The sequence below is a fragment of the Streptomyces corallincola genome, from assembly GCF_019104725.1.
GTDB classification, from domain to species: Bacteria; Actinomycetota; Actinomycetes; order Streptomycetales; family Streptomycetaceae; genus Streptomyces; species Streptomyces corallincola.
Genome location: NZ_JAHRXF010000002.1, coordinates 31,110 through 53,663 on the forward strand (window position 1 = coordinate 31,110; position 22,554 = coordinate 53,663).

Annotated in this window: 20 protein-coding genes; 15 read left to right on the forward strand and 5 right to left on the reverse strand. The window is 72.4% G+C overall.

From position 1 onward, the window contains the following. Positions 1-6: 6 nt before the first annotated feature. Complete coding sequence (locus tag KUM39_RS01680) at positions 7-1,875, reverse strand: ABC transporter substrate-binding protein (RefSeq protein ID WP_217783522.1); 1,869 nt, start codon at positions 1,873-1,875, stop codon at positions 7-9. A 455-nt stretch (positions 1,876-2,330) separates the two neighbouring features. Here KUM39_RS01680 and KUM39_RS01685 point away from each other — a divergent pair, with 455 nt between their 5' ends. Genes KUM39_RS01685 through KUM39_RS01705 form a run of 5 tightly spaced genes read left to right on the forward strand, consistent with a single transcriptional unit; the run spans position 2,331 to position 7,892 of the window. After that, entirely contained in the window at positions 2,331-3,962 is a 1,632-nt protein-coding gene (locus tag KUM39_RS01685; RefSeq protein WP_217783523.1) for a peptide ABC transporter substrate-binding protein, read from the forward strand. Next, positions 3,962-4,885 (forward strand): ABC transporter permease, encoded by a 924-nt coding sequence (locus tag KUM39_RS01690; RefSeq protein ID WP_217783524.1) that lies wholly within the window; start codon positions 3,962-3,964, stop codon positions 4,883-4,885. Before KUM39_RS01685 ends, KUM39_RS01690 begins: the two co-directional genes overlap by 1 nt. Then, entirely contained in the window at positions 4,878-5,858 is a 981-nt protein-coding gene (locus KUM39_RS01695; RefSeq protein WP_217783525.1) for an ABC transporter permease, read from the forward strand. The genes KUM39_RS01690 and KUM39_RS01695 overlap by 8 nt, the downstream gene beginning before the upstream one ends. An 8-nt stretch (positions 5,859-5,866) precedes the next feature. Further along, positions 5,867-6,850 carry an ABC transporter ATP-binding protein gene (locus KUM39_RS01700; RefSeq protein WP_217783526.1) on the forward strand — a complete coding sequence of 328 codons (984 nt, stop codon included), beginning with the start codon at positions 5,867-5,869 and terminating at the stop codon, positions 6,848-6,850. Beyond that, positions 6,834-7,892, forward strand: a complete 1,059-nt coding sequence (locus KUM39_RS01705; RefSeq protein WP_217783527.1) for an ABC transporter ATP-binding protein — start codon at positions 6,834-6,836, stop codon at positions 7,890-7,892. Before KUM39_RS01700 ends, KUM39_RS01705 begins: the two co-directional genes overlap by 17 nt. A gap of 145 nt (positions 7,893-8,037) precedes the next feature. Here KUM39_RS01705 and KUM39_RS01710 read toward each other — a convergent pair whose 3' ends face one another. Further along, positions 8,038-10,254: a S9 family peptidase gene (locus KUM39_RS01710; RefSeq protein ID WP_217783528.1), complete on the reverse strand. Its 2,217-nt coding sequence runs from the start codon at positions 10,252-10,254 to the stop codon at positions 8,038-8,040. Between the two features lie 198 nt (positions 10,255-10,452). Between KUM39_RS01710 and KUM39_RS01715 the strand changes: the two genes are divergently transcribed. The 8 genes from KUM39_RS01715 (at position 10,453) to KUM39_RS01750 (ending at position 17,927) form a co-directional block, all read left to right on the forward strand. Beyond that, positions 10,453-10,647, forward strand: coding sequence for a hypothetical protein (locus KUM39_RS01715; RefSeq protein WP_217783529.1), 195 nt, complete (start codon positions 10,453-10,455; stop codon positions 10,645-10,647). A gap of 29 nt (positions 10,648-10,676) precedes the next feature. Continuing rightward, the gene (mshB, locus tag KUM39_RS01720; RefSeq protein WP_217783530.1) at positions 10,677-11,585 is read left to right on the forward strand and encodes an N-acetyl-1-D-myo-inositol-2-amino-2-deoxy-alpha-D-glucopyranoside deacetylase; all 909 of its coding nucleotides are present in this window, start codon (positions 10,677-10,679) and stop codon (positions 11,583-11,585) included. Next, positions 11,582-11,980, forward strand: a complete 399-nt coding sequence (locus KUM39_RS01725; RefSeq protein ID WP_217783531.1) for a DUF6113 family protein — start codon at positions 11,582-11,584, stop codon at positions 11,978-11,980. Before mshB ends, KUM39_RS01725 begins: the two co-directional genes overlap by 4 nt. A gap of 179 nt (positions 11,981-12,159) precedes the next feature. After that, the gene (locus tag KUM39_RS01730; protein WP_217783532.1) at positions 12,160-14,364 is read left to right on the forward strand and encodes a peptidoglycan binding domain-containing protein; all 2,205 of its coding nucleotides are present in this window, start codon (positions 12,160-12,162) and stop codon (positions 14,362-14,364) included. Positions 14,365-14,471: 107 nt separating this feature from the next. Next, complete coding sequence (locus KUM39_RS01735) at positions 14,472-15,383, forward strand: ABC transporter ATP-binding protein (protein WP_217783533.1); 912 nt, start codon at positions 14,472-14,474, stop codon at positions 15,381-15,383. Then, on the forward strand, positions 15,380-16,120 hold the full coding sequence (locus KUM39_RS01740) for an ABC transporter permease (protein WP_217783534.1): 741 nt from the start codon (positions 15,380-15,382) through the stop codon (positions 16,118-16,120). The genes KUM39_RS01735 and KUM39_RS01740 overlap by 4 nt, the downstream gene beginning before the upstream one ends. Next, positions 16,117-17,316 carry a sensor histidine kinase gene (locus KUM39_RS01745; RefSeq protein ID WP_372455690.1) on the forward strand — a complete coding sequence of 400 codons (1,200 nt, stop codon included), beginning with the start codon at positions 16,117-16,119 and terminating at the stop codon, positions 17,314-17,316. Before KUM39_RS01740 ends, KUM39_RS01745 begins: the two co-directional genes overlap by 4 nt. Then, positions 17,313-17,927: a response regulator transcription factor gene (locus tag KUM39_RS01750; protein WP_217783535.1), complete on the forward strand. Its 615-nt coding sequence runs from the start codon at positions 17,313-17,315 to the stop codon at positions 17,925-17,927. Before KUM39_RS01745 ends, KUM39_RS01750 begins: the two co-directional genes overlap by 4 nt. A gap of 168 nt (positions 17,928-18,095) precedes the next feature. On the opposite strand, the gene KUM39_RS01755 is transcribed toward KUM39_RS01750, so the two are convergent. Together KUM39_RS01755 and KUM39_RS01760 are read right to left on the reverse strand one after the other, a co-directional pair. Continuing rightward, positions 18,096-18,959: a transglutaminase family protein gene (locus tag KUM39_RS01755; RefSeq protein WP_217783536.1), complete on the reverse strand. Its 864-nt coding sequence runs from the start codon at positions 18,957-18,959 to the stop codon at positions 18,096-18,098. Between the two features lie 113 nt (positions 18,960-19,072). Beyond that, the gene (locus tag KUM39_RS01760; protein ID WP_217783537.1) at positions 19,073-20,098 is read right to left on the reverse strand and encodes a GNAT family N-acetyltransferase; all 1,026 of its coding nucleotides are present in this window, start codon (positions 20,096-20,098) and stop codon (positions 19,073-19,075) included. 138 nt (positions 20,099-20,236) lie between these two features. Here KUM39_RS01760 and fdxA point away from each other — a divergent pair, with 138 nt between their 5' ends. After that, the gene (fdxA, locus tag KUM39_RS01765) at positions 20,237-20,557 is read left to right on the forward strand and encodes a ferredoxin (RefSeq protein ID WP_217783538.1); all 321 of its coding nucleotides are present in this window, start codon (positions 20,237-20,239) and stop codon (positions 20,555-20,557) included. A 119-nt stretch (positions 20,558-20,676) separates the two neighbouring features. Then, positions 20,677-21,774: a bifunctional succinyldiaminopimelate transaminase/glutamate-prephenate aminotransferase gene (locus KUM39_RS01770; RefSeq protein ID WP_217783539.1), complete on the forward strand. Its 1,098-nt coding sequence runs from the start codon at positions 20,677-20,679 to the stop codon at positions 21,772-21,774. An 83-nt stretch (positions 21,775-21,857) separates the two neighbouring features. Here KUM39_RS01770 and KUM39_RS01775 read toward each other — a convergent pair whose 3' ends face one another. After that, the gene (locus KUM39_RS01775; protein WP_217783540.1) at positions 21,858-22,298 is read right to left on the reverse strand and encodes an ATP-binding protein; all 441 of its coding nucleotides are present in this window, start codon (positions 22,296-22,298) and stop codon (positions 21,858-21,860) included. Between the last annotated feature and the right edge of the window lie 256 nt (positions 22,299-22,554).

A 22,554-nucleotide genomic window follows, 5' to 3' on the forward strand; every position in this document is an offset into this window, starting at 1 on the left:
CATGGGCTACTCGCGGTCGTCGGCCGTGGCGCCGCGGCGCCGGGCGATCAGGAGTCCCGCACCGGCGGCCACCACCACGGCGGCGGCGATGCCGATGACGAGGCCGGTGGAGGAGGAGCCGCCGGAGGAGGGGCCGGACGCGGTGGGCACCGCCGACCACCAGCTCCAGTAGCCGTCCTGGCCGTAGATGTTGCCGGCCGCCTTCGGCATGGTCTCGATGGACTTGATCTGGTCCGTGCGGTACGCCTCGACCGCGTTCGGGTACGCCATGACATTCATGTACCCGAGGTCGTACAGCCGCGACTCGGTCTGCTTGACGAGATCGGCCCGACGGGTGGGGTCGTACTCCGCCAGCTGCTTCGCGTAGAGGTCGTCGTACGTCTTGTCGCAGATGAAGTTGTCGGTGGCGCCGGTGTCCTTGGGGGTGGCGGGGAGTGCGCCGCAGGTGTGGATGGAGAGGACGAAGTCGGGGTCGGGGTTGACCGACCAGCCGTCGAAGGCGAGGTCGTACTTCCCGGCGAGCCAGGGGTCGGTGACGTTGTCCAGGCAGTCCAGCGTCATGCCGATGCCGAGCTTGCCCCACCACTCCTTGAGGTACTGCCCGACCGCCTTGTCGTTGGGGTCGGTGGCGTGGCACAGCACGCGGTAGTTCAGCGGCTTGCCGTCCTTGCCGACGCGCCTGCCGTCACTGTTCTTCTTGTACCCCGCCTGGTCGAGCAGCTGTCCGGCCTTCGTGGGGTCGTAGCCGAGCGCCTGGCTGCCGTCCGGCTTCCAGAAGTACGTGGAGAAGCGCGGCGGGATGTAGCCCTGGCCCTCGACGGCGTGGCCCTGGAAGACCTTGTCCACGATGGCCTTCCGGTCCACCGCGAGGAACAGCGCGTGCCGGACCCGCTCGTCCAGCAGGGAGGGGGCGCCGTCGCCGAACTTCTGCCCGTTCTTCGCGCGGGCGCCGGGGTTGGTGGCGATGGCGTAGAAGCGGCGGCCCGGTGCGTCGTTCACCCGGATGTTCTTGTCACCCTTGAGGGAGGCGGCCTGGGCGGGGGTGAGCGAGGGGGAGCCGGCGACGAACGAGACCTCGCCCTTGCGCAGTGCGGCGACGGCCGCGTCCTGGTCCTTGTAGTACTTGAAGACCAGCTGGTCGAACTTGGGGGCGCCGCGCCAGAAGCTCTTGTTGGCCTTGAGCCGCACATAGCTGTCGGGCTTGTAGTCGGTGAGAGTGAAGGGGCCGTCGCCGACGACCGGGAAGGTGCTGTTGTTGTTGAACTTGGAGAAGTCCTTGACGTTCTTCCAGATGTGCTCGGGCACGATCGGCACGTCCAGGGCCGTCATCGTGGCCTGAGGCTTCTTCAGCTTGATGACGAGCCGGGTGGGGGAGGGCGCCGAGACCTCGCGGAAGTTACTGACGAAGCTGCCGTTGGCGGTGGCCGCGCCCTGGTCGGTCATCATCTTGTCGAAGGTCCAGGCCGCGTCGTTCGCGGTGACCTTCTGCCCGTCGGACCACGTGGCGTCCGAGCGGATCGTGTAAGTCCAGGTCAGCTTGTCGGCGGAGGGCTTCCAGGAGGTGGCGAGACCGGGCACCGGGTGCGCGTCGCCGGGGTCGTAGTCCGTCAGGTACTCGTAGGTGAGCCGCAGGATGCTGGTGCTGACCAGGCGGACGGCGAGGAAGGGGCTGAGCGAGTCCACGCTCTGCGCCACGGCGACCGTGAGGGTCCTGCCCGCGGGGGCCGCCTCGGCGCGGGCCGGTGCCGGGCCGAGCGGACCGGCGAGCCCCGCGCCGAGCGCCAGCACCGCCGCGGCGGAGGCGAGACGTCGGATCGGGGACGAGGGGCCGGGCGTGCGCAACGCCTCCGTGCCGTCGTGCTCTTGGGTGCTCATCACTCGTGCCCTCACGTCATCGCTCGCACGGCAACCGCCTGCCGGACTGCCTGTCGGACTGCCCGGGGAGGGCCGGAAGTATGCGGGCCGGCCGGGTTGATGAGCCTGTCTATCAGCGCTGATCTGCACGCGTCAACGACTCCGATAGGGGGCTTGGCCTGCGGAAACGCCGTTTCTGACGGTCCGCACAGGGACATTGGTCCAGTCCGGTGAAGCCTCGCAGGTGAGAGGCTGACGCCGCGTCGAGGGGGCTGCCGACCCGGCCGCCCTCGGCGCGCGTCCCCGTCCGCACCGGCCGCCGGGCATCCCGGCCGACCGGAGGGGTGCGGCTGAACGGGTGGGCGGGGAGCGGCTGGTGGGCGCCCTGGATGTGCGGATTGTGCGTTATATGTCAATACTCGGCTGCAAGGTGCGTCGTGGTCACGGCGTACGGCACGCTCAGGAGGAGGCAGCGCATGCGTGGAATCACGTGCGCCCGTTGGGTCGCCGTAGCGGCGGCCGTGGTGCTCGGGGCGACCGGCTGCGGGGGCGGGGGGAACGGCGGCGGGGGCGGCGGCGGTGCCGTGCTGACCGCTTCCTGGGGCGATCCGCAGAACCCGCTGGAGCCTGCCAACACCAATGAGGTGCAGGGCGGCAAAGTGCTCGACATGATCTTCCGGGGGCTGAAGAAGTACAACCCGAAGACCGCCGCCGCCGAGAACATGCTCGCGCAGAGCATCGACAGCGACGACTCGCAGAACTTCACGATCAAGGTCAAGAGCGGCTGGACCTTCTCCAACGGGGAGAAGATCACCGCCGCGTCCTTCGTGGACGCCTGGAACTACGGCGCGAGCCTGAAGAACAACCAGAAGAACGCGTACTTCTTCGGGTACATCGACGGCTACGACAAGGTGCACCCCGACAGCGGGGCGCAGACCGCGGAGACGCTGTCCGGGCTGAAGGTCGTGGACGACCTGACCTTCACCGTGCGGCTGAACCAGAAGTTCTCCGGTTTCCCCGACACCCTCGGCTACGCGGCCTTCGCCCCGCTGCCCCGCTCCTTCTTCACCGACCACGCCGCCTGGCTGAAGAAGCCGGTCGGCAACGGGCCGTACACCATCGAGTCGTACACGCGCGGCGCGCAGATGTACCTCAAGAAGTGGGACGGCTACCCCGGTGCCGACAAGGCGCGCAACGGCGGGGTGACGCTCACCGTCTACACCGACAACAACACCGCGTACACCGACCTGCTGGCCGGCAACCTCGACCTCGTGGACGACATCCCCGCCGCCCAGCTCAAGAACGTCAAGAGCGACCTGGGGAACCGTTACATCAACACGCCCGCCGGGATCATCCAGACCATCGCGTTCCCCTTCTACGACAAGGCGTGGAACCAGCCCGGCTCGGAGAAGGTCCGCACGGGTCTGTCGAAGGCGATCAACCGCAAGCAGATCACCGAGACGATCTTCCTCGGCACCCGCACCCCCGCCACCGACTGGACCTCGCCCGTCCTCGGCACCGCGGGCGGCTACAAGGCCGGGCTGTGCGGCACGGCCTGCGACTACGACCCCGCGCAGGCGAAGAAGCTGATCGAGGAGGGCGGTGGCATCCCCGGCGGCCAGGTGAAGATCACGTACAACGCGGACACCGGCTCGCACAAGGAGTGGGTGGACGCCGTCTGCAACTCCATCAACAACGCCCTCGACAACGACAAGGCGTGCGTCGGCAACCCCGTCGGCACCTTCGCCGACTTCCGCAACCAGATCGGCCAGGAGAAGCTGACCGGCCCCTTCCGCGCGGGCTGGCAGATGGACTACCCGCTCATCCAGGACTTCCTCCAGCCGCTCTACTACACGGGCGCGTCCTCCAACGACGGCAAGTGGTCCAACAAGGAGTTCGACACCCTGGTCAACCGGGCCAACGCCGAGGGCGACCCGGCCAAGGCCAACGCCCTCTTCCAGCAGGCCGAGGGCGTACTGCGCGACAACATGGCGGCCATCCCGCTCTGGTACCAGAACGGCAGCGCCGGGTACTCCCAGCGGCTGTCCGACGTCGAGCTGAACCCGTTCAGCGTGCCCGTCTACAACGAGATCAAGGTCAGTGGCTGATGGGCCGGTACATCGTCCGGCGTCTGCTCCAGATGATCCCCGTGTTCATCGGGGCCACCCTGCTGATCTTCCTCATGGTCAACGTCATGGGCGACCCCGTCGCCGGGCTCTGCGGCGACCGCGCCTGCGACCCGGCGACCGCCGCCCAGCTCAAGCGCGAGTTCGGCCTCGACATGCCGGTCTGGCAGCAGTACGTCACCTACATGGGCAACCTGTTCACCGGTGACTTCGGCACCGCGTTCAACGGGGAGCCCGTCATCGACCTGATGGCCTCGGCGTTCCCGGTCACCATCCGGCTGACCGTCGTCGCCATCCTCTTCGAGATCGTCGTCGGCATCACGCTCGGCGTGCTCACCGGCACCCGGCGCGGCAAGCCCGTGGACACCGTGGTGCTGGTGCTCACCCTGATCGTCATCTCGGTGCCCGTGTTCGTCACCGGTCTGGTGCTGCAACTGCTCTTCGGGGTCGAGTGGCACTGGGTCGAGCCGTCGGTCTCCGCCGAGGCGAACTTCGGGGAGCTGATCCTGCCCGGCCTGGTCCTCGCCTCCGTCTCACTGGCGTACGTCACCCGGCTCACCCGGACCTCCATCGCGGAGAACCGCCGCTCCGACTACGTCCGCACCGCAGTCGCCAAGGGCCTGCCCCGGCGCCGGGTCGTCACCCGGCACCTGCTGCGCAACTCCCTGATCCCCGTCGTCACCTTCATCGGCACCGACATCGGCGCGCTGATGGGCGGCGCCATCGTCACCGAGCGGATCTTCAACATCCACGGCGTCGGCTACCAGCTCTACCAGGGCATCGTGCGGCAGAACACCCAGACCGTGGTCGGCTTCGTGACCGTCCTCGTGCTGGTCTTCCTGGTCGCCAACCTCATCGTCGATCTTCTCTACGCCGTACTCGACCCGAGGATCCGCTATGCCTGAGCAGCCCTACGAGCCCGACCGCGTGATCGCCGGTACCGGCGCGGGCGGCGCGATGGACCTCGCGGCCGGTGAGGCGGAGACCCTGGAGAAGACACCCGGCGGACCGCTCGGCACCGGCCCGCAGGGCAAGCCGCGCTCGCTGTGGTCCGACGCCTGGCGGGACCTCCGGCGCAACCCCGTCTTCATCGTCTCCGCGCTGGTCATCCTCTTCCTGGTCTTCATCTCCCTGTGGCCCTCGGCCATCGCCTCCGGCTCCCCGCTCGCGTGCGACCTCGCCAAGTCCCAGGACGGCGCGGGCCCCGGTGCCCCCTTCGGCTACGACGGACAGGGCTGCAACGTCTACACCCGGACCGTGTACGGCGCCCGCACCTCCGTCACCGTCGGCGTCCTCGCCACCCTCGGGGTCTCGATCCTCGGCTCGGTGCTCGGCGGACTCGCCGGGTTCTTCGGCGGCCTCGGGGACTCGCTGCTGTCCCGGCTCACCGACATCTTCTTCGCCATCCCGGTGGTGCTGGGCGGTCTGGTGCTGCTCTCCGTGGTCACCAGCAACACCGTCTGGCCGGTCATCGGGTTCATGGTGCTGCTCGGCTGGCCGCAGATCTCCCGCATCGCGCGCGGTTCCGTCATCACCGCCCGGCAGAACGACTACGTCCAGGCCGCCCGCGCCCTCGGCGCCTCCAACTCCCGGATGCTGCTGCGGCACATCGCGCCCAACGCCGTCGCGCCCGTCATCGTCGTGGCGACCATCGCGCTCGGCACCTACATCGCGCTGGAGGCGACCCTGTCCTACCTCGGCGTCGGCCTGAAACCCCCGAGCGTCTCCTGGGGCATCGACATCTCCGCCGCCTCCCCGTACATCCGCAACGCCCCGCACGCCCTGCTGTGGCCCTCCGGAGCGCTCGCCGTCACGGTCCTGGCGTTCATCATGCTCGGCGACGCGGTGCGCGACGCCCTCGACCCGAAGCTGAGGTGACCGCGCCCATGCTGCTCGACGTACGCGACCTGCACGTGGAGTTCCGCACCCGGGACGGTGTCGCCCGCGCCGTCAACGGGGTGTCGTACTCCGTGGACGCGGGGGAGACCCTCGCCGTGCTGGGCGAGTCCGGGTCCGGCAAGTCGGTGACCGCGCAGGCGGTGATGGGCATCCTGGACTCCCCGCCCGGCCGGATCACCGGCGGGGAGATCCTCTTCCAGGGGCAGGACCTGCTGACCCTGAAGGAGGAGGAGCGCCGCAAGGTGCGGGGCGCGCGGATGGCGATGATCTTCCAGGACGCGCTGTCCGCCCTCAACCCCGTGCTCTCGGTGGGCGACCAGCTCGGCGAGATGTTCGAGGTGCACCGGGGCATGTCCCGCAAGGACGCCCGCGCCAGGGCGGTCGAGCTGATGGACCGGGTGCGCATCCCCGGCGCCGCCCAGCGGGTGCGGGACTACCCCCACCAGTTCTCCGGCGGTATGCGCCAGCGCATCATGATCGCGATGGCGCTGGCCCTGGAGCCCGCGCTGATCATCGCGGACGAGCCCACCACCGCCCTCGACGTCACCGTGCAGGCCCAGGTCATGGACCTGCTCGCGGAGTTGCAGCGCGAGTACCGGATGGGCCTCATCCTCATCACCCACGACCTCGGTGTGGTCGCGGACGTGGCCGACCGGATCGCCGTGATGTACGCGGGCCGCATCGTCGAGACCGCCCCCGTGCACGACATCTACAAGGCTCCCGCCCACCCCTACACCCGCGGCCTGCTCGACTCCATCCCGCGCCTGGACCAGAAGGGCCAGGAGCTGTACGCCATCAAGGGCCTGCCGCCCAACCTGATGCACATCCCGGCCGGCTGCGCCTTCCACCCCCGCTGCCCGATGGCCCGCGACGAGTGCCGTACCGACGAACCCCCGCTGCACGAGGTCTCGGCCGAGCGCGGCAGCGCCTGCCACTTCTGGAGGGAGTGCCTCGATGAGCGCACCCGCTGAACCCGTTCTGGAGGTGGACGGCCTCGTCAAGCACTACCCGCTGACGCGGGGCGTCCTCTTCAAGAAGCAGATCGGCGCCGTGAAGGCGGTGGACGGCGTGGACTTCACCCTCGGCCGGGGCGAGACCCTCGGCATCGTGGGCGAGTCCGGCTGCGGCAAGTCCACCGTCGCCAAGCTGCTCTGCAACCTGGAGCGCCCCACGGCCGGTGCGATCCGCTACAAGGGCGAGGACATCACCAAGCTGTCCGGCCGTGCCCTGAAGGCCGTCCGCCGCAACATCCAGATGGTCTTCCAGGACCCGTACACCTCGCTGAACCCGCGCATGACGGTCGGGGACATCATCGGGGAGCCGTACGAGATCCACCCCGAGGCCGCGCCCAAGGGCGACCGGCGCCGCCGGGTGCAGGAGCTGCTGGACGTCGTGGGGCTCAACCCGGAGTACGTCAACCGCTATCCGCACCAGTTCTCCGGCGGGCAGCGCCAGCGCATCGGCATCGCGCGGGGGCTCGCGCTGCGCCCCGAGGTGATCGTCGCCGACGAACCCGTCTCCGCGCTGGACGTGTCGGTGCAGGCCCAGGTGATCAACCTGCTGGACCGGCTCCAGAGCGAGTTCGAGCTGTCGTACGTGTTCATCGCGCACGACCTGTCCATCGTGCGGCACATCTCCGACCGGGTCGGGGTGATGTACCTCGGGCGGATCGTGGAGATCGGCCGGGACGCCGAGATCTACGACCACCCCACGCACCCCTACACCCAGGCGCTGCTGTCGGCGGTGCCGGTCCCGGACCCGGAGGCGCGTGAGCACCGGGAGCGGATCATCCTCAGCGGGGACGTGCCCTCGCCCACCGACATCCCCTCCGGGTGCCGGTTCCGCACCCGGTGCTGGAAGGCACGGGAGCGGTGCGCGCTGGAGGTGCCGCAGCTGGCGGTCCCGGCGGAGTTCCGGCTCGCCACCGGCCCGGCCGCGCACGACTCGGCGTGTCTGTTCGCGGAGGAGAAGCAGGTGGTCCCGGTGGACGGCGCCGGGCCCGAGGCTCCCTGACGCGGGTCCCGCCGGGGCGGGTGTGACGGCAACGGGCCGGGACGACATGACGCGTCCCGGCCCGTTCACGGCACCCGCACGGCCGTACGCCGTCCAGGGTGGCGGGCGTACATCTCACCGTCGCTTCCGCGGAGTTGCCCCCGTGTTAACGAGCGGCGGTGCCCGGCCCGGACCCGGTCGGGCCCAGCGAGCGGCGCAGGAAGTCGAGCTGGAAGAGGAGCAGGTTCTCCGCGACCTCCTCCTGCGGGGTCATGTGGGTCACCCCGGACAGCGGCAGCACCTCGTGCGGGCGGCCCGCGGCCAGCAGCGCCGAGGACAGCCGCAGGGAGTGCGCGACCACCACGTTGTCGTCCGCGAGGCCGTGGACGATCATCATCGGGCGGTGCGGCTCCGCCGGGTCCACCAGACCGGCGTCGTCCACCAGGGAGTTGCGCCGGTACACCTCGGGCGCCTCGTCCGGGTGCCCGAGATAGCGCTCCTGGTAATGGGTGTCGTAGAGGCGCAGGTCGGTCACCGGGGCGCCGACGACCGCCGCGTGGAAGACGTCCGGGCGGCGCAGCACGGCCAGCGCGGCGAGGTAGCCGCCGAAGGACCAGCCGCGGATCGCGACCCGGCCGAGGTCGAGCGGGAAGTCGGCGGCGAGCGCGTGCAGCGCGTCCACCTGGTCGGTGAGGACCACCTCCGCGAGGTCGTCGCGGACGGCCTTCTCCCAGGCGGGGGAGCGGCCCGGGGTGCCCCGGCCGTCCGCGACGACCACGGCGAATCCCTGGTCCGCGAACCACTGCGAGGTCAGATGGGCGTGGTGGGCGGCGACCACACGCTGGCCGTGCGGGCCGCCGTAGGGGTCGAGCAGCACCGGCAGCGGGGTCGTTCCGTCGTAGTCCCGTGGCATGAGCACGGCGCACGGAATCCTGCGTGCGCCCCCCTCGGTCAAGGTCACGCGGGGTGCGAAGCCGGGCACTTCGGCATATGACGGAACCTCGGCTGTCTGTTTTCCGTCCCGCAGGACCTGGACACGGGTGCCCGGAGTGTCCAGCGTCGCCGACAGCAGGACGGTCACCCCGCCGCCGCGCACCGCCGTGTGCACGCCGGGTTCTCCGGAGACGCGGGCCACGCCGAGTTCGTTCACCCGGTACACATGGATCTCGCCGGTCTCCGGGTGCTCCGCCTCCGCACCCGCCGACGCCGTCACCAGCACGTCGTCGGCCGTGACGTCGAGTACCGAACGGATGTGCAACTGGCCGCCGGTGAGCGGGCGTTCACCCACCGCGAGCACCCGTGCGCCGCCCTCGTCCGCGATCCGGACCAGCTGTCCCGAGGGGCTCCAGCACGGCACCCCACCGAAAAGATCAAGCCAAATCGGATCTTCCTCCGCGTGCACCATCCGGGTGGCCCCCGACTCCGGGTCCACCGCCAGATACACCTGGCCGCGCTGGTCCCGGCCCTGCACCAGCAGCAGCGGCGCGCCCGAGGACGACCAGTGCACCCGCGCCAGATATGGGTGCCGCGCCCGGTCCCACACGACCTCCGTGCGCCCCCCGTCCAGGCCCAGCACGAACAGCCGCACCTCCGCGTTCGCGGTGCCCGCCGCCGGGTATCCGACCCGGTTGGGCTCCCGGCCGGGGTGCGCCGGGTCCGCGATCCACCAGCGCCGCACGGGGGAGTCGTCCACCCGTGCCACCAGCAGCCGGTCCGACTCCGGGGACCACCAGAAACCCCGGGTCCGCTGCATCTCCTCGGCGGCGACGAACTCCGCCAGGCCGTACGTCACGGTGCCCTCCGGCGCCGCCGGAGCCTCGGGCCCGGCCAGCTCGCGGTCGGTGCCCTCCGCGACGTCCACGACCCTGAGCGCGCCCCGCGCGACGTACGCCACGTGCCGTCCGTCGGGCGCCGGGCGCGGGTCGATCACCGGGCCGGACACCGCGAGTCCGCGTACCGTCCCGGCCGCCAGGTCCGCCGTGAACAGGCGCCCGGACAGGGCGAACGCGGCCGTGGCGCAGGCCGCGTCGGTCGCGTACCCGACGATCCCGGCGCCGCCCTCGCGGCTGCGTTCCCGGCGCGCCCGCTCCTCCGGTGACAGCTCCTCACCGGCCCCGCCGAGCAGCGCGCGGGCGTCCGCGACCAGGCGTTCGGAGCCGTCGGCGGGGTCCAGCGTCCACAGCGAGCCCGCCGGGTCGCTCCCGGAGGAGGACCGCAGGAACACCACCCGCGCCCCGTCCGGGGCGACGGTGAAGGCGCGCGGGGCGCCACGGGTGAAGCGCTGGGTGCGGGCGTGCTTGCGCGGGAAGGAGTCCGCCGGTCCGGCGGACTCCTCGGGCTCGGTCGTCGTCGCGGGCTCGGCGTTCTCTGCCTGGGGCGTCATACCCCGACCATATTGGCCATGCGCCCCCTTGTGCGGCCGTGCGCCGAGCGATGCGCGAGCACGGATAGTTATGATCACTGTCGCTGTGTGGGTATGAACCCGCTGGCGCCCGCTTGGAACTGCCGCCCGGTCCCGGCCGGGTCACAACCCCCACAGTCCGACCCCCCGCGTCCCTGGGATCTTTGGAGGTGAACCGCCGTGGCACTCTCGATTTCGGCGGTGGTGCTGCTGGCGATCGTCGTCTTCTTGCTGATCAAGAAGTCGGGTCTGAAGGGGGGCCACGCGGCGATCTGCATGCTGCTGGGCTTCTATCTGGCCTCCTCGACCGTGGCCCCGACGATCAGCCAGTTCACGTCCAACGTCGCGAGCATGATCGGCAACCTCAAGTTCTGACCGGCCCCGCGGACTCGTAGGGTGGGCCCATGACGGAACTGCCCGACCGGCGTCTGCTCCTGGTGCACGCGCACCCGGACGACGAGTCGATCAACAACGGCGCGAGCATGGCCAGGTACGCGGCCGAGGGCGTGCACGTGACCCTGGTCACCTGCACGCTCGGTGAGCGCGGCGAGGTCATCCCGCCCGGTCTGCGGCACCTCACCGGCGCCGCGCTCGGCGCGCACCGGCGGGAGGAACTGGCGGCGGCGACGCGGGAGCTGGGCGTCACCGATGTCCGGCTGCTCGGCGGGCCCGGCCGCTACGGCGACTCCGGGATGATGGACACCGCGGACAACGACGACCCCGGCTGCTTCTGGCGGGCCGACCTCGACGAGGCCGCGGGCGCCCTCGCCGCCGTCGTCCTCGACGTACGCCCCCAGGTCCTCGTCACCTACGACGACCACGGCGGCTACGGACACCCCGACCACATCCAGGCCCACCGCGTCGCCATGCGCGCCGTCGAACTCGCGGACGCGCGCGGGCACCGGATCGAGAAGGTCTACTGGAACCGCATGCCCCGCTCGGTCGCGGAGGCCGCCTTCGCCCGGCTGCGCGAGGAGCTGCCCGGCCTGCCGTTCGCCCGGAGCGCCGAGGTGGCCGACGTACCCGGAGTGGTGCCGGACGAGCGGATCACCACCGTCGTGGACGGCAGCGCCTTCGCGGGCGCGAAGGCCGCCGCGATGCGTGCCCACGCCACCCAGATCGAGGTGGCCGGACCGTACTTCGCCCTCTCCAACGATCTCGCCCAGCCGCTGTTCACCAGCGAGCACTACGAACTCGTCCGCGGGCGCGCGCTGCCGGGCGAGACCGACCTGTTCGCGGGTGTGACCGGCACGGCAGCCGCCGGGGCCGCCTCCGGTACCGCCGGTGACACCGCCGCCGAGGAGGGCGCATGAGCACCACCGGTTCCGGGCTCGCCCAGCCGCTCGGCCGCCCCACCCCCGGCCGCGCCGCCGCCCACGTCGGCCTGTTCCTGCTCGGCGGGGTCGTCGCGCTCGCCGGGACCCTGGTCCAGGGCGCCTGGTTCCCCGGCGGGCTGCTGCTCGCCCTCGCCGGTGCCGCCGGGCTGTTCCTCGCCGGGGCGTACGCGCTCGGCGGCCGGGCCGGTGCGGTCGCGCCGGTCGCCGGATGGATCGTCACCGTGGTGCTGCTGACCACCAGTCGGCCCGAGGGAGACTTCCTGTTCGGCGCGGGCGCGGGCTCGTACGCCTTCCTGCTGGGCGGCATGGCCGTGGCTGTGATCTGCGCCACCCTCGGTCCGGGGCGGCGGTCACCGGCTCGGGGTGCCTGACAGGTCGCCCGACTTGGGAAGTGACGTACCACTTCGCCGTACCGCACGCGTGGGAGTCCCGTGTGGGTTTCCCAGATGGTCAGGGATACCGGCCGGACGCGGCCAGTATGGTGGTGCGCGCCGCCGAGCTTGCCCGCTGAGGACGTGACGGGCGGCGGAGCCAATCGGGAGAACCTGCCTTGAGTCGTGAAACTGACACTCCGTCCTCCGGGCCCAACGGGACCGGCGGACCCGCGTATCCCTCCGGGACACCGCCGTACGGCACCCCGCTGGCCTCCGGTGCCGGAGCGGGCACCGGGCGTCCGGACGGGCCGCCCGAGGAGCGCAAGACCGAGACCACGCTGACGACCCGCGTGCGGATCAACATCCCCGGGTCCCGGCCCATCCCGCCCGTCGTGGTGCGCACCACCGTCGCGGACGGCGAGGGCGCCGCCGACGACGCCCCCGCCGAGCAGCGGCAGGCGCCGGACGCCCCGGCCGCGCCCGCCCCCGAGCCGGTCCCGGCCGAGCCCGCGGCACCGGCCGGGGAGAAGACCAGCGACTGGTTCGCCCCGCGCAAGCCCCAGTCCGCCAAGGGCGGTCCGGGCGGCGGCGGCACCAACGGCGCCGGAATTCCCACCGCTCCGGCGGCGGGCGCCGCTCCCGCCGGTGCGCACGGCACCAACGGCGCGGGACTGCCCGGCGGCTCCACCGGTGCCCCCGCACCCGGCTCCCGCCCCGGCGGTGTGGTCGGCTCCATGAGCGCGCCCGGCGCACCCCGCCCCAACGGCAACGGCAACGGCACCGGCACCGGTGCCGCCCAGGGTCTGCCCGGCGCCACCGGCGGCAAGGTCGCCCCCGGCCACGGCGGCGGCACCGGCTCCTTCGACGTCACCGAGGCGCTCACCGCGGGCTCCCGCCCCAACGCGCCCGGCGGCGCCGACGTGACCCGCGACGATCTGCCGTACTTCTCCGACACCGGCAGCCACGACCTCCGCTCCGGCAACGGCGCGGGCCGTCCCGGCGGCCCCGGCTCTCCGGGCGGCGCCGGTGGCCCCGCCGGACGCGGTCCGCAGCACCCGGCCGGACCGACCACAGGCCCGGTCACCGGCGACGGCCCCTACGTTCCGCCGGTCCCGCGCGATCCGGGCATGGAGCCCGGCGAGCGCTTCGACGCCCCCGGCGGCTACGGCGACCCGCACCTGCCCGGCGCCCCGACCGCCCCCGGCGCACGCGCGGCGGGCGGTGCGCTCAGCGACGACACCGCGATCCTCACCCCGCAGACACCGGTCCCGGTGCCCGGCGGCCCCCGTGCCGACCACGTCTCCGGACACACCGTCACCACCGGCATCCCGGTCGTCCCCGGCGGCCCGTTCGCGCCCGGCGCCGGGAACCCGGCCGCACCGGCGGCACCCCGGCCCGCACCGGCGGCGCAGGCGTCCGCGCCCGCCAAGCCGAAGAAGAAGGGCCGCAGCAAGCTGGTCCTGCTCACGGCGCTCGTGGTCGTCGCGGCGGGCGGCACCTACGCGGCCGGGCTGCTGATGAACCACACCGACGTCCCCAGGGGCACCACCGTGCTCGGCCTGGACATCGGCGGCGGCACCCGCGACGACGCCGTCAAGAAGCTCGACCAGGCTTTCGGCGGGCGGGTCAACAAGCCGCTGAAGCTGGACGTGGGGGGGAAAACGATCTCCCTCACCCCGGAGAACGCGGGTCTCCAGTTCGACTACCAGGCCACCGTCGCCAAGGCCGCCACCAGCGACTACAACCCGGTCTCCGTGGTCGGTTCGCTGTTCGGGCAGAAGCGGGTGATCGAGCCCGTCATGCCGGTGGACGAGGAGAAGCTCCAGGCCGCGCTCCAGCAGGCGGGCGGCGGCTCCGGCTCGGTCACCGAGGGCGGCATCACCTTCGCCGGGGGCAAGGCCGTACCCGTCTACGGCAAGGCGGGCAAGGCGGTGGACGCCGGGCAGGCCACCCCGGCGATCGAGCGGGCGTACCGCTCGCTGGTCGAGACGGAGACCGCCGCGCCGGTCACCGTGCCGACCACGATGAAGCAGCCGAGTGTGTCGGACACCGAGGTGAACCGGGAGCTGAAGGAGTTCGCGCAGCCCGCGATGTCCGGCCTGGTCACCGTGCGCACCGACGCCGCGCACAGCATCCCGTTCGGCCCGGTGTCGCTGCCGAAGATCCTCCGCTTCAAGGCGGTGGACGGGAAGCTGGTGGACTACTTCGACCTGAAGGCTCTTCAGACCGCCTACGGCAGCACCTTCGAGGGCGTCGAGGTCCAGGGCGCGAGCGGCAAACGGGACATCCTCCCGCAGGACGTGGCCGCCGCGCTGCGCAAGGCCCTGCTCGGCAGGACGGCCGCCCAGCGGGTCGGCGTCATCGATGTCAACCCGACCTGAGCGGCACCCCCGGTCCGTACGTCACGGGTGCCGCATGACATCCGTCATGCGGCACTCCGGACGCACGGCACTGTCCCCGCGGGATGCGGGCGGGCCAGCATGGGGGTATGACAACGACAGCTTCGGTGGTCGCGTTCGACCAGGTGAGCAAGGCGTTCGGCGACGTCCGCGCGGTGGACGGACTGAGCCTGACCCTGCATCCGGGGGAGACCGTGGCCCTCCTCGGCCCCAACGGGGCCGGCAAGTCCACGACGCTCGACCTGCTCCTCGGGCTCAAGCAGCCCGACACCGGCACGGTCCGCGTCCTCGGCACCACCCCGCGCGAGGCGATCGTCGCGGGCCGGGTGGGTGCCATGCTCCAGACCGGCGGCCTGATGGACGAGGTCACCGTCGCCGAACTGGTCGCGCTGGCCTGCTCGTTGCACCCGAAGCCGTACAAGGCGTCGGACGTGCTGGCCCGCGCGGGCATCGCGCAGATCGCGGACCGCAAGGTCAACAAGCTCTCCGGCGGACAGGCCCAGCGGGTCCGCTTCGCGCTCGCCACCGCAGGTGACAGCGACCTGATCGTGCTGGACGAACCCACCACCGGCATGGACGTCACCACCCGGCAGGCGTTCTGGGCCACCATGCGCGAACAGGCCGACCAGGGCCGTACGGTCCTCTTCGCCACCCACTACCTCGAAGAGGCCGACGCCATCGCCGACCGGGTGCTCGTCCTGCACCGGGGCCGCCTCCTCGCCGACGGCACCGCCGCCGAGATCAAGGCGCGGGCGGGCGCCCGCCGGGTCTCCTTCGACCTGGACGGCACCCCCGACGAGTCCGCGCTCGGCGCGCTGCCCTTCCTCACCTCGCTCGACGTCTCCGGGCAGACCGTGCGCCTCCAGTCCGCCGACGCCGACGCCACCGTCCACGCGCTCTACGGCATCGGCCTCTACCCCCGCAACCTCGAAGTCACCGGGCTCGGTCTGGAGCAGGCCTTCGTCGCCATCACCACCGCCGAGGAGGCGAAGCAGAAGTGAACGGCCTCATCAAGCTCGAACTCGCCCGCGCCCTGCGCAACCGCAAGTTCCTGTTCTTCTCGGTGATCTACCCCTCGGCGCTGTTCCTGCTGATCGCGGGCAACGCCGACTCCACGGCGAAGCTCCCCGGCACCGGGCTCACCCTGCCGACGTACATGATGGTGTCGATGGCGTCCTTCGGCGCGCTGACCGCCGTGCTCATGGGCAACAGCGAGCGCATCGCCAAGGAGCGGGAGAGCGGCTGGGTACGGCAGCTGAGGCTCACCACGCTGCCGGGGCGCGGGTACGTCCTCGCCAAGACCGCCAGTGCCGCCGTGGTCAGCCTGCCGTCCATCGTCGTGGTGTTCGTCGTCGCCGCGCTGGTGAAGGACGTGCGCATGGAGAGCTGGCAGTGGCTGGCGCTCACCGGGGCGATCTGGGCGGGCAGCCTGGTGTTCGCCGCCCTCGGGGTGGCCATCGGCTATCTTGCGAGCGGGGACGCGGTCCGGCCGATCACGATGATCACGTACTTCGGTCTGTCCATGCTCGGCGGGCTGTGGATGCCGACGACGACCTTCCCCGGCTGGCTCCAGTCCATCGCCAAGTGGATGCCGACCCACGCCTACGCCGGGCTGGGACGGGCGATCGAGCAGAGCCAGGCTCCGCACATGGGGGACATCGCCAACCTCGCCGTCTTCTTCGTCCTGTTCGCGGGCGGCGCCGCCTGGCTCTACCGGAAGGACACGCTGAAGGCGTGAGCACCATGACGGAGCGCAGCGACCGTCCCGGCGGACCGGGGGACGTGCCCATCGGGCGGCCCCCCACCAACCGCCGGGAACTGTCGGCCAAACTGCTGTGGATCGGCGCCTATCTGGTCTTCCTCGGCTGGCCGCTGGAGGACCTCGTCTCGGGGCGCCACTCGGCCGCCGCGACCGCGCTGGGCGCCGCCGGACTGGCCGCCTTCGTCGTCGCCTACCTCTCGCTGGTCTTCCGCAACGTGGGCCGTCCGTTCTCCGCGCGGACCGTCGGCACCCTCCTCGGCACGATCGCCGTCCTCGCCTGTGTGCTCGCCCACAGCCTCGGCGGCTCCTGGCTCGGCCTGTTCGTCTACGTCTCGGTGGCGTGCGGCGCCACCCTGCCGCGGCGCGGCGCGTACGTGGCCATCCCGGTCAACGCCGCCCTGATGTACCTGGTGGGCCGGCACTCCGACGAGGCCGAGGCGCGGAACCTGCTGCTGATCACCGTGCTCGTCGGGTTCGGCATGATCGGTGTACGGCAACTGGTGCGCACCACCGTGGAGTTGCGCAAGGCACGGGCCACCGTCGCGCAGCTCGCCGCCAACGAGGAGCGGCTGCGGCTCGCCCGCGACCTGCACGACTTGCTCGGGCACTCGCTCTCCCTGATCACGCTCAAGAGCGAACTGGCCGGGCGGATGCTGCCCGGCCGCCCCGAGGAGGCCGCCCAGCAGGTCGCCGACATCGAACAGGTCAGCAGGCAGGCCCTGGTGGACGTGCGGGCCGCCGTCACCGGCTACCGCAGGGCCCGGCTCGCCGCCGAACTCGCGGGCGCCCACATGGCGTTGACGGCCGCCGGGGTCGCCGCCCAAGTGCCCGCCGAACCCGACCTCACCGGCGTCCCCGAGGAGGTTGAGGCCGCCCTCGCCTGGTCGCTGCGCGAAGGCGTCACCAACGTCGTACGGCACAGCGGCGCCGCCCGCTGCGTCGTCTCCGTCACCCACCGGCAGACCCTGGACGGTCCCGTACTGGAACTCGCCGTCGAGGACGACGGCACCGGCGGCCCCGCCAGGACCGTCCCCGGCAACGGACTCGCCGGGCTCACCGAGCGGCTGGAGGCGGCGGGCGGCTCCCTGGAGGCGGGCCGGACCCGGCGCGGGTTCCGGCTGCTGGCCAGGGTCCCGGCGGCCGGTGCGCCGGACGTAGGATCCGGGGCATGACGCCACCGATCAGGGTCCTGCTCGCGGAGGACCAGTCGATGGTCCGGGAGGCGCTGGCCGCGCTGCTCGGTCTGGAGGACGACATCGAGGTCGTCGCGCAGGTCGCGCGTGGCGACGAGGTGCTCGCGGCGGTCGCCGCCCACCGGGTGGACGTCGCCCTCCTCGACATCGAGATGCCCGGCTGCACCGGCATCGAGGCCGCCGCCCGCGTGCACCGCGCCCACCCCGGCGTGAAACTCGTCGTCCTCACCACCTTCGGCCGCCCCGGCTATCTCCGCAGCGCGATGGAGGCGGGCGCCGATGCCTTCCTGGTCAAGGACGCCCCCGCCGCCCAACTCGCCGCCGCCGTCCGCACGGTCCTCTCCGGCGAACGCGTCATCGATCCCACCCTCGCCGCCGCCGCCCTCGCCGAAGGCGCCAACCCCCTCACGGACCGCGAACGCGAGGTCCTCCGCGCCGCGGCCGACGGCGCCACCAACGCGGAACTGTCCTCCGCCCTCCACCTCTCCCAGGGCACCGTCCGCAACTACCTCTCCACGGCGATCCAGAAACTGGCGGTCCGCAACAGGGCCGAAGCGGTACGCACAGCGCGGGAAAAGGGCTGGCTGTAGCTCCCCAGGGGCACTGGTGACGAGACGGCGTCGCCGCGGGCCGGGCGAAGCAATTACGCGCTGCTCGCTGGGAGGCACCGCCGCGCCCACCCGTGCCGCCCCAGCGGCACGCCTGCCCGCAGCCAGGGGGCCCGCGCGATCGGCCACCGCGGCGGCGAGCGGGCGGACTCAGTTCAGGCGGGCCCGGGCCCAGCGGGCGGCTTCGCGGACCTTGCCGGCGGCACCCTCGTCCACGACCTCGATCAAGTGCGCGTAGGTCTCCAGCTCATCCGCACCCTCGGTGAACGCACCCCGCTGGACGAGGAGTTGACCGCGCTCGTAGCGCAACCGGGCGGGATGGGCGGGCAGCAGAAGACTGAGGTCCACGGCCCGGAGGGCGATGTCGGAGCGCTCGGGCCGGGCAGCGGCCCAGGAACGGATGTTGTTGAGCACCCGCTGCACGACATCCAGCGGAGCGGCGGGCTCCAGCATGGTGTCCTCCAGCGGAGCCCCGGTCGCCCCGGTCACCAGAACCTCCGCGTCGGCCCCGCTCAGCACCCGCCCCCCGTCGAACGGATCGGCCAGCACCCGCTCACCCGGCGCCCCGAACCCGACCACGAAATGACCGGGCAGCGCGACCCCGTACACCGGCGCCCCGGCCCGCCGGGCGACCTCCAGCCAGACCACGGACAGCAGGATCGGCAGCCCCCGCCCGCGCCGCAGCACCTCGTGCAGCAGCGAGGATTCGAGCCGCTGGTAATCACCCGGCACCCCGTGGAACCCGCACCGCTCCCCGAGCAGCGCCCGCACCGCCTCCGCCCAGGCACGCGGCCCGCCGGGCCGGTACGGCAGCATCCCCGCCAGCCGGTCCAGCTCCATCTGCGCCGCGTCGATCCCGTCCTCGTCCAGCGCCCCGTCCGTCTCCGCGCCGATCAGCAGGCACAGCGCGGAGAGGTCCGGCCGCTCCTCGCGCGCCTCCTCCCCGAACCGCCGCCGCACCTCGCCCGAACGCTGCGGCGGGGGCGGGTACGGCGGGGGGAGACGGCGGTACATGTCTGGCTCATGCCCTTCCACAGCGATCCCTACGACGATCCGACCCCCCGTATCTCCCCGAACCCCACCCCACCCCGCACACCCCGAGGGCCCCGCACCCCCCGCGCGTCCCGCTACCCCTCCGGCGCCCGGTAGTGGTGGTAGGCGTGATGCGCCGACATCCCCAGCCCCGCGTACAGCGCCCGCGCCCCCTCGTTGTCCCGTTCCACCTGGAGCCAGGCCGCCGAGGCGCCCTCCTCCAGTGCCCGCCCGGCCAGCGCGGCGACGATCCGGGTGGCCAGCCCCGTACGGCGCGCCGCGGGGTCGGTCTCCACCGCCGCGAACCCCGCCCAGCGGCCGTCCACCACGCACCGCCCGATCGCGGCGGGCGGCGCCCCCTCGGCGCCCGGCACGGACGCGAACCACACGGACGGCCCACCGCCCAGCACCCGGAGCGCGACCCCGCCCGCGCCCTTGCGCCGGTAGCGCGCGAGCCACGCCTCGTCCGCCGTGCGGGACAGGGCGACCCCGGCGCCCTCGTCCCGGTCCGCGAGCGGCGCCAGCGCGCCCGTCCACAGCTCGGCGCTGACCTCCCGGACCCAGCCGCGCGCCTCCAGCTCCGCGCACAGCAGCTCGTCCGTGCCCTCGGCACCGGTCGCGGCCTGCACGTACGCGGGCAGCCCCCGTACGCCGTACCACCGCCGTACGGCGGTCAGCGTGTCGTCGAGGGGAAGCCCGGAGCCGCCCGCCGGGAGGGCGCTGTTGGCGCGGCGGGTGAAGCCCCGGCGGGCGCCGCCGGGCAGCTCCTCGGCGGCGGCGCGCAGCACCCACCCGCCCAGCGGCTCGCTCTCCACCGGCGGCCAGGCCCGCGCGGCGATCCGCGCCAGCTCGCGGTACGAGGCGGCGGGCCCCCGGCGCCGCGCCGGAGCGGCCGGGACCACTTTCCCGGCGACCAGCAGCGCGCGCGGAATCCGGACACTCCGCCCGTCCCGCTGTGTGATCATGACCACGTCGTCGTCCCATGATGTGAGAACACCCACCGTGTCGGTGAACTTCTCCACCGCCGCGCCAGGTTCGCCCAAGCGTCGTACGGAGACCCTTTTGCCCACGTCAGCAGCGGTGATGCGGACGACGAGACGCCCTTGCGCCGAGAATTCCACGGGTCGGTACACCCCTCCTGTTCGGATCGTGCCCCGGAACGGAGATACTAGGGGCGGGCATCACGACGCCGCGCTTCCGCGCGTCAGGCGGCGGAGCCCGAGGAGGCCCGCGGCGCCCTACCGAGGAGGAACGACAGCGTGACCTACGTCATCGCGCAGCCTTGTGTCGATGTGAAGGACAAGGCCTGCATCGAGGAGTGCCCTGTCGATTGCATCTACGAGGGCCAGCGGTCCTTGTACATCCACCCCGACGAATGCGTGGACTGTGGCGCCTGCGAACCGGTCTGCCCGGTCGAGGCGATCTTCTACGAGGACGACACCCCGGAGGAGTGGAAGGACTACTACAAGGCGAACGTCGAGTTCTTCGACGACCTGGGCTCCCCGGGCGGCGCCAGCAAGCTGGGCCTGATCGAGCGTGACCACGCCTTCATCGCCGCGCTGCCCCCGCAGGGCGAGTGACCCGGCGGGCAGGCAGTCCGAGTTGAGCACCGCCTCGGTCCCGTACGGCACGATCGCCCCGATCGCCGCCGTGCGGGACCGAGGCGTTTCGCCGTCACCAGGAAAGTGAGCACCACCCCGTGTCCGCAGTCACCGATCTCCTCCCCGCCTTCCCGTGGGACCGGCTGGAGCCGTTCAAGAAGACGGCCGCCGCGCACCCGGACGGCATCGTCGATCTGTCCGTCGGCACCCCGGTCGATCCGGTGCCCGAGCTGATCCAGAAGGCCCTGGTGGACGCGGCCGACTCGCCCGGCTACCCGACGGTCTGGGGCACGCCCGCGCTGCGCGACGCGATCACCGGCTGGCTGGAGCGCCGCCTCGGCGCGCGCGGCGTCACCCACCGGCACGTGCTGCCGGTCGTCGGCTCCAAGGAACTCGTCGCCTGGCTGCCGACCCAGCTGGGCCTCGGCCCCGGCGACCGCGTCGCGTACCCGCGCCTGGCCTACCCGACCTACGAGGTCGGCGCCCGTCTCGCCCGCGCCTCCCACGAGGTCTACGACGACCCGCGCGACCTGGACCCGGCAGGGCTGAAGCTGCTCTGGCTCAACTCCCCGTCCAACCCGACCGGCCGGGTGCTCTCCACGGACGAGCTGACCGGCATCGTCGCCTGGGCCCGCGAGCACGGCGTCCTGCTCGTCGCGGACGAGTGCTACCTCGAACTGGGCTGGGAGGCCGACCCGGTCTCGGTGCTGCACCCGGACGTCAACGGCGGTTCGTACGACGGCATCGTGGCCGTGCACTCGCTGTCCAAGCGGTCCAACCTGGCCGGTTACCGGGCCGCGTTCATCGCGGGCGACCCGGCGGTGCTGGGCCCGCTGCTGGAGATCCGCAAGCACGGGGGCCTGATGACCTCCGCGCCGACCCAGGCCGCGGTGGTGGCCGCCCTCGGCGACGACGAGCACGTCCGCGTGCAGCGCGAGCGCTACGCCGCCCGCCGTGAACTGCTGCGCGGCGCGCTGCTGGGGAGCGGCTTCCGCATCGAGCACAGCGAGGCCAGCCTCTATCTGTGGGCGACGCGCGAGGAGTCCTGCTGGGACACCGTGGCGCACCTGGCCGAGCGCGGCGTCCTGGTCGCCCCCGGCGACTTCTACGGCCCGGCGGGCGACCGGTTCGTCCGGGTGGCCCTGACGGCGACCGACGAGCGGATCGCGGCGGCGGTGGCCCGGCTGTCCGGCTGAGACCGCCACGGGGACGGACGAAGGGGCCGGTCCGGGGAAGCGCGAAGCGCTCCCGGACCGGCCCCTTCGGTGTGCCGCGGGGCTCAGCCGAGCGGCAGGGCCGGGAGCGACGAGGTGGGCAGCCCGCCCTTGGTGAGCGAGTCCGTCGGCAGTCCGCCCTTGGTCGCGGTGGACGCGGTGTCCCCGAGGACGCCGCCCGCGCTCCCGGCCGCGTCGCCCGCCGCCTTCTGCGCCACCGGGGCGGCCTTCTTCACGGCACCGCCACCGGTCTTGCCCGCGGCGGGCACCGCCTGCTTCACGGCCTTGCCGCCCGCGTCGCCGACCGTGCCGGTGGTGTGCCGGGCGGCGCTGTCCGCGGTGTTGCCCACCTGCGCGCCGTCCAGGGCGGTCAGGCCGCCCAGGTTCGGCGTCGCGGCGGGCAGGGTGGCCGCGCCGGCAGAGCCGGCCGCACCGACCCCGGCAGCCGCTCCCGCTGCGACGAGCAGCGCGGCACGGGCGATCCGGCGGGTCAGGGGGAGGGACATGATGCTCCATTCGACGGGAGTGAACGGTGGTGCTGTCCGCGGTCGGACGCCGTGACTACCGCTCGAAGCCCGCGAAGGTTGCGGAGGCCAAAGGTAAAGAATGCATAACGCATCGCATTATCAGTTGTGGATAAAAACGGGCAAACACCGTCGCCCGATGGGCTCGCGGAACCCTTACGGCCCTTGATTCCCAAGGGAATCGGAACACCCGCCCCCGCTCCCGCCCCGGCGCCGCCCCCGCCCGGCCCGGCAACCC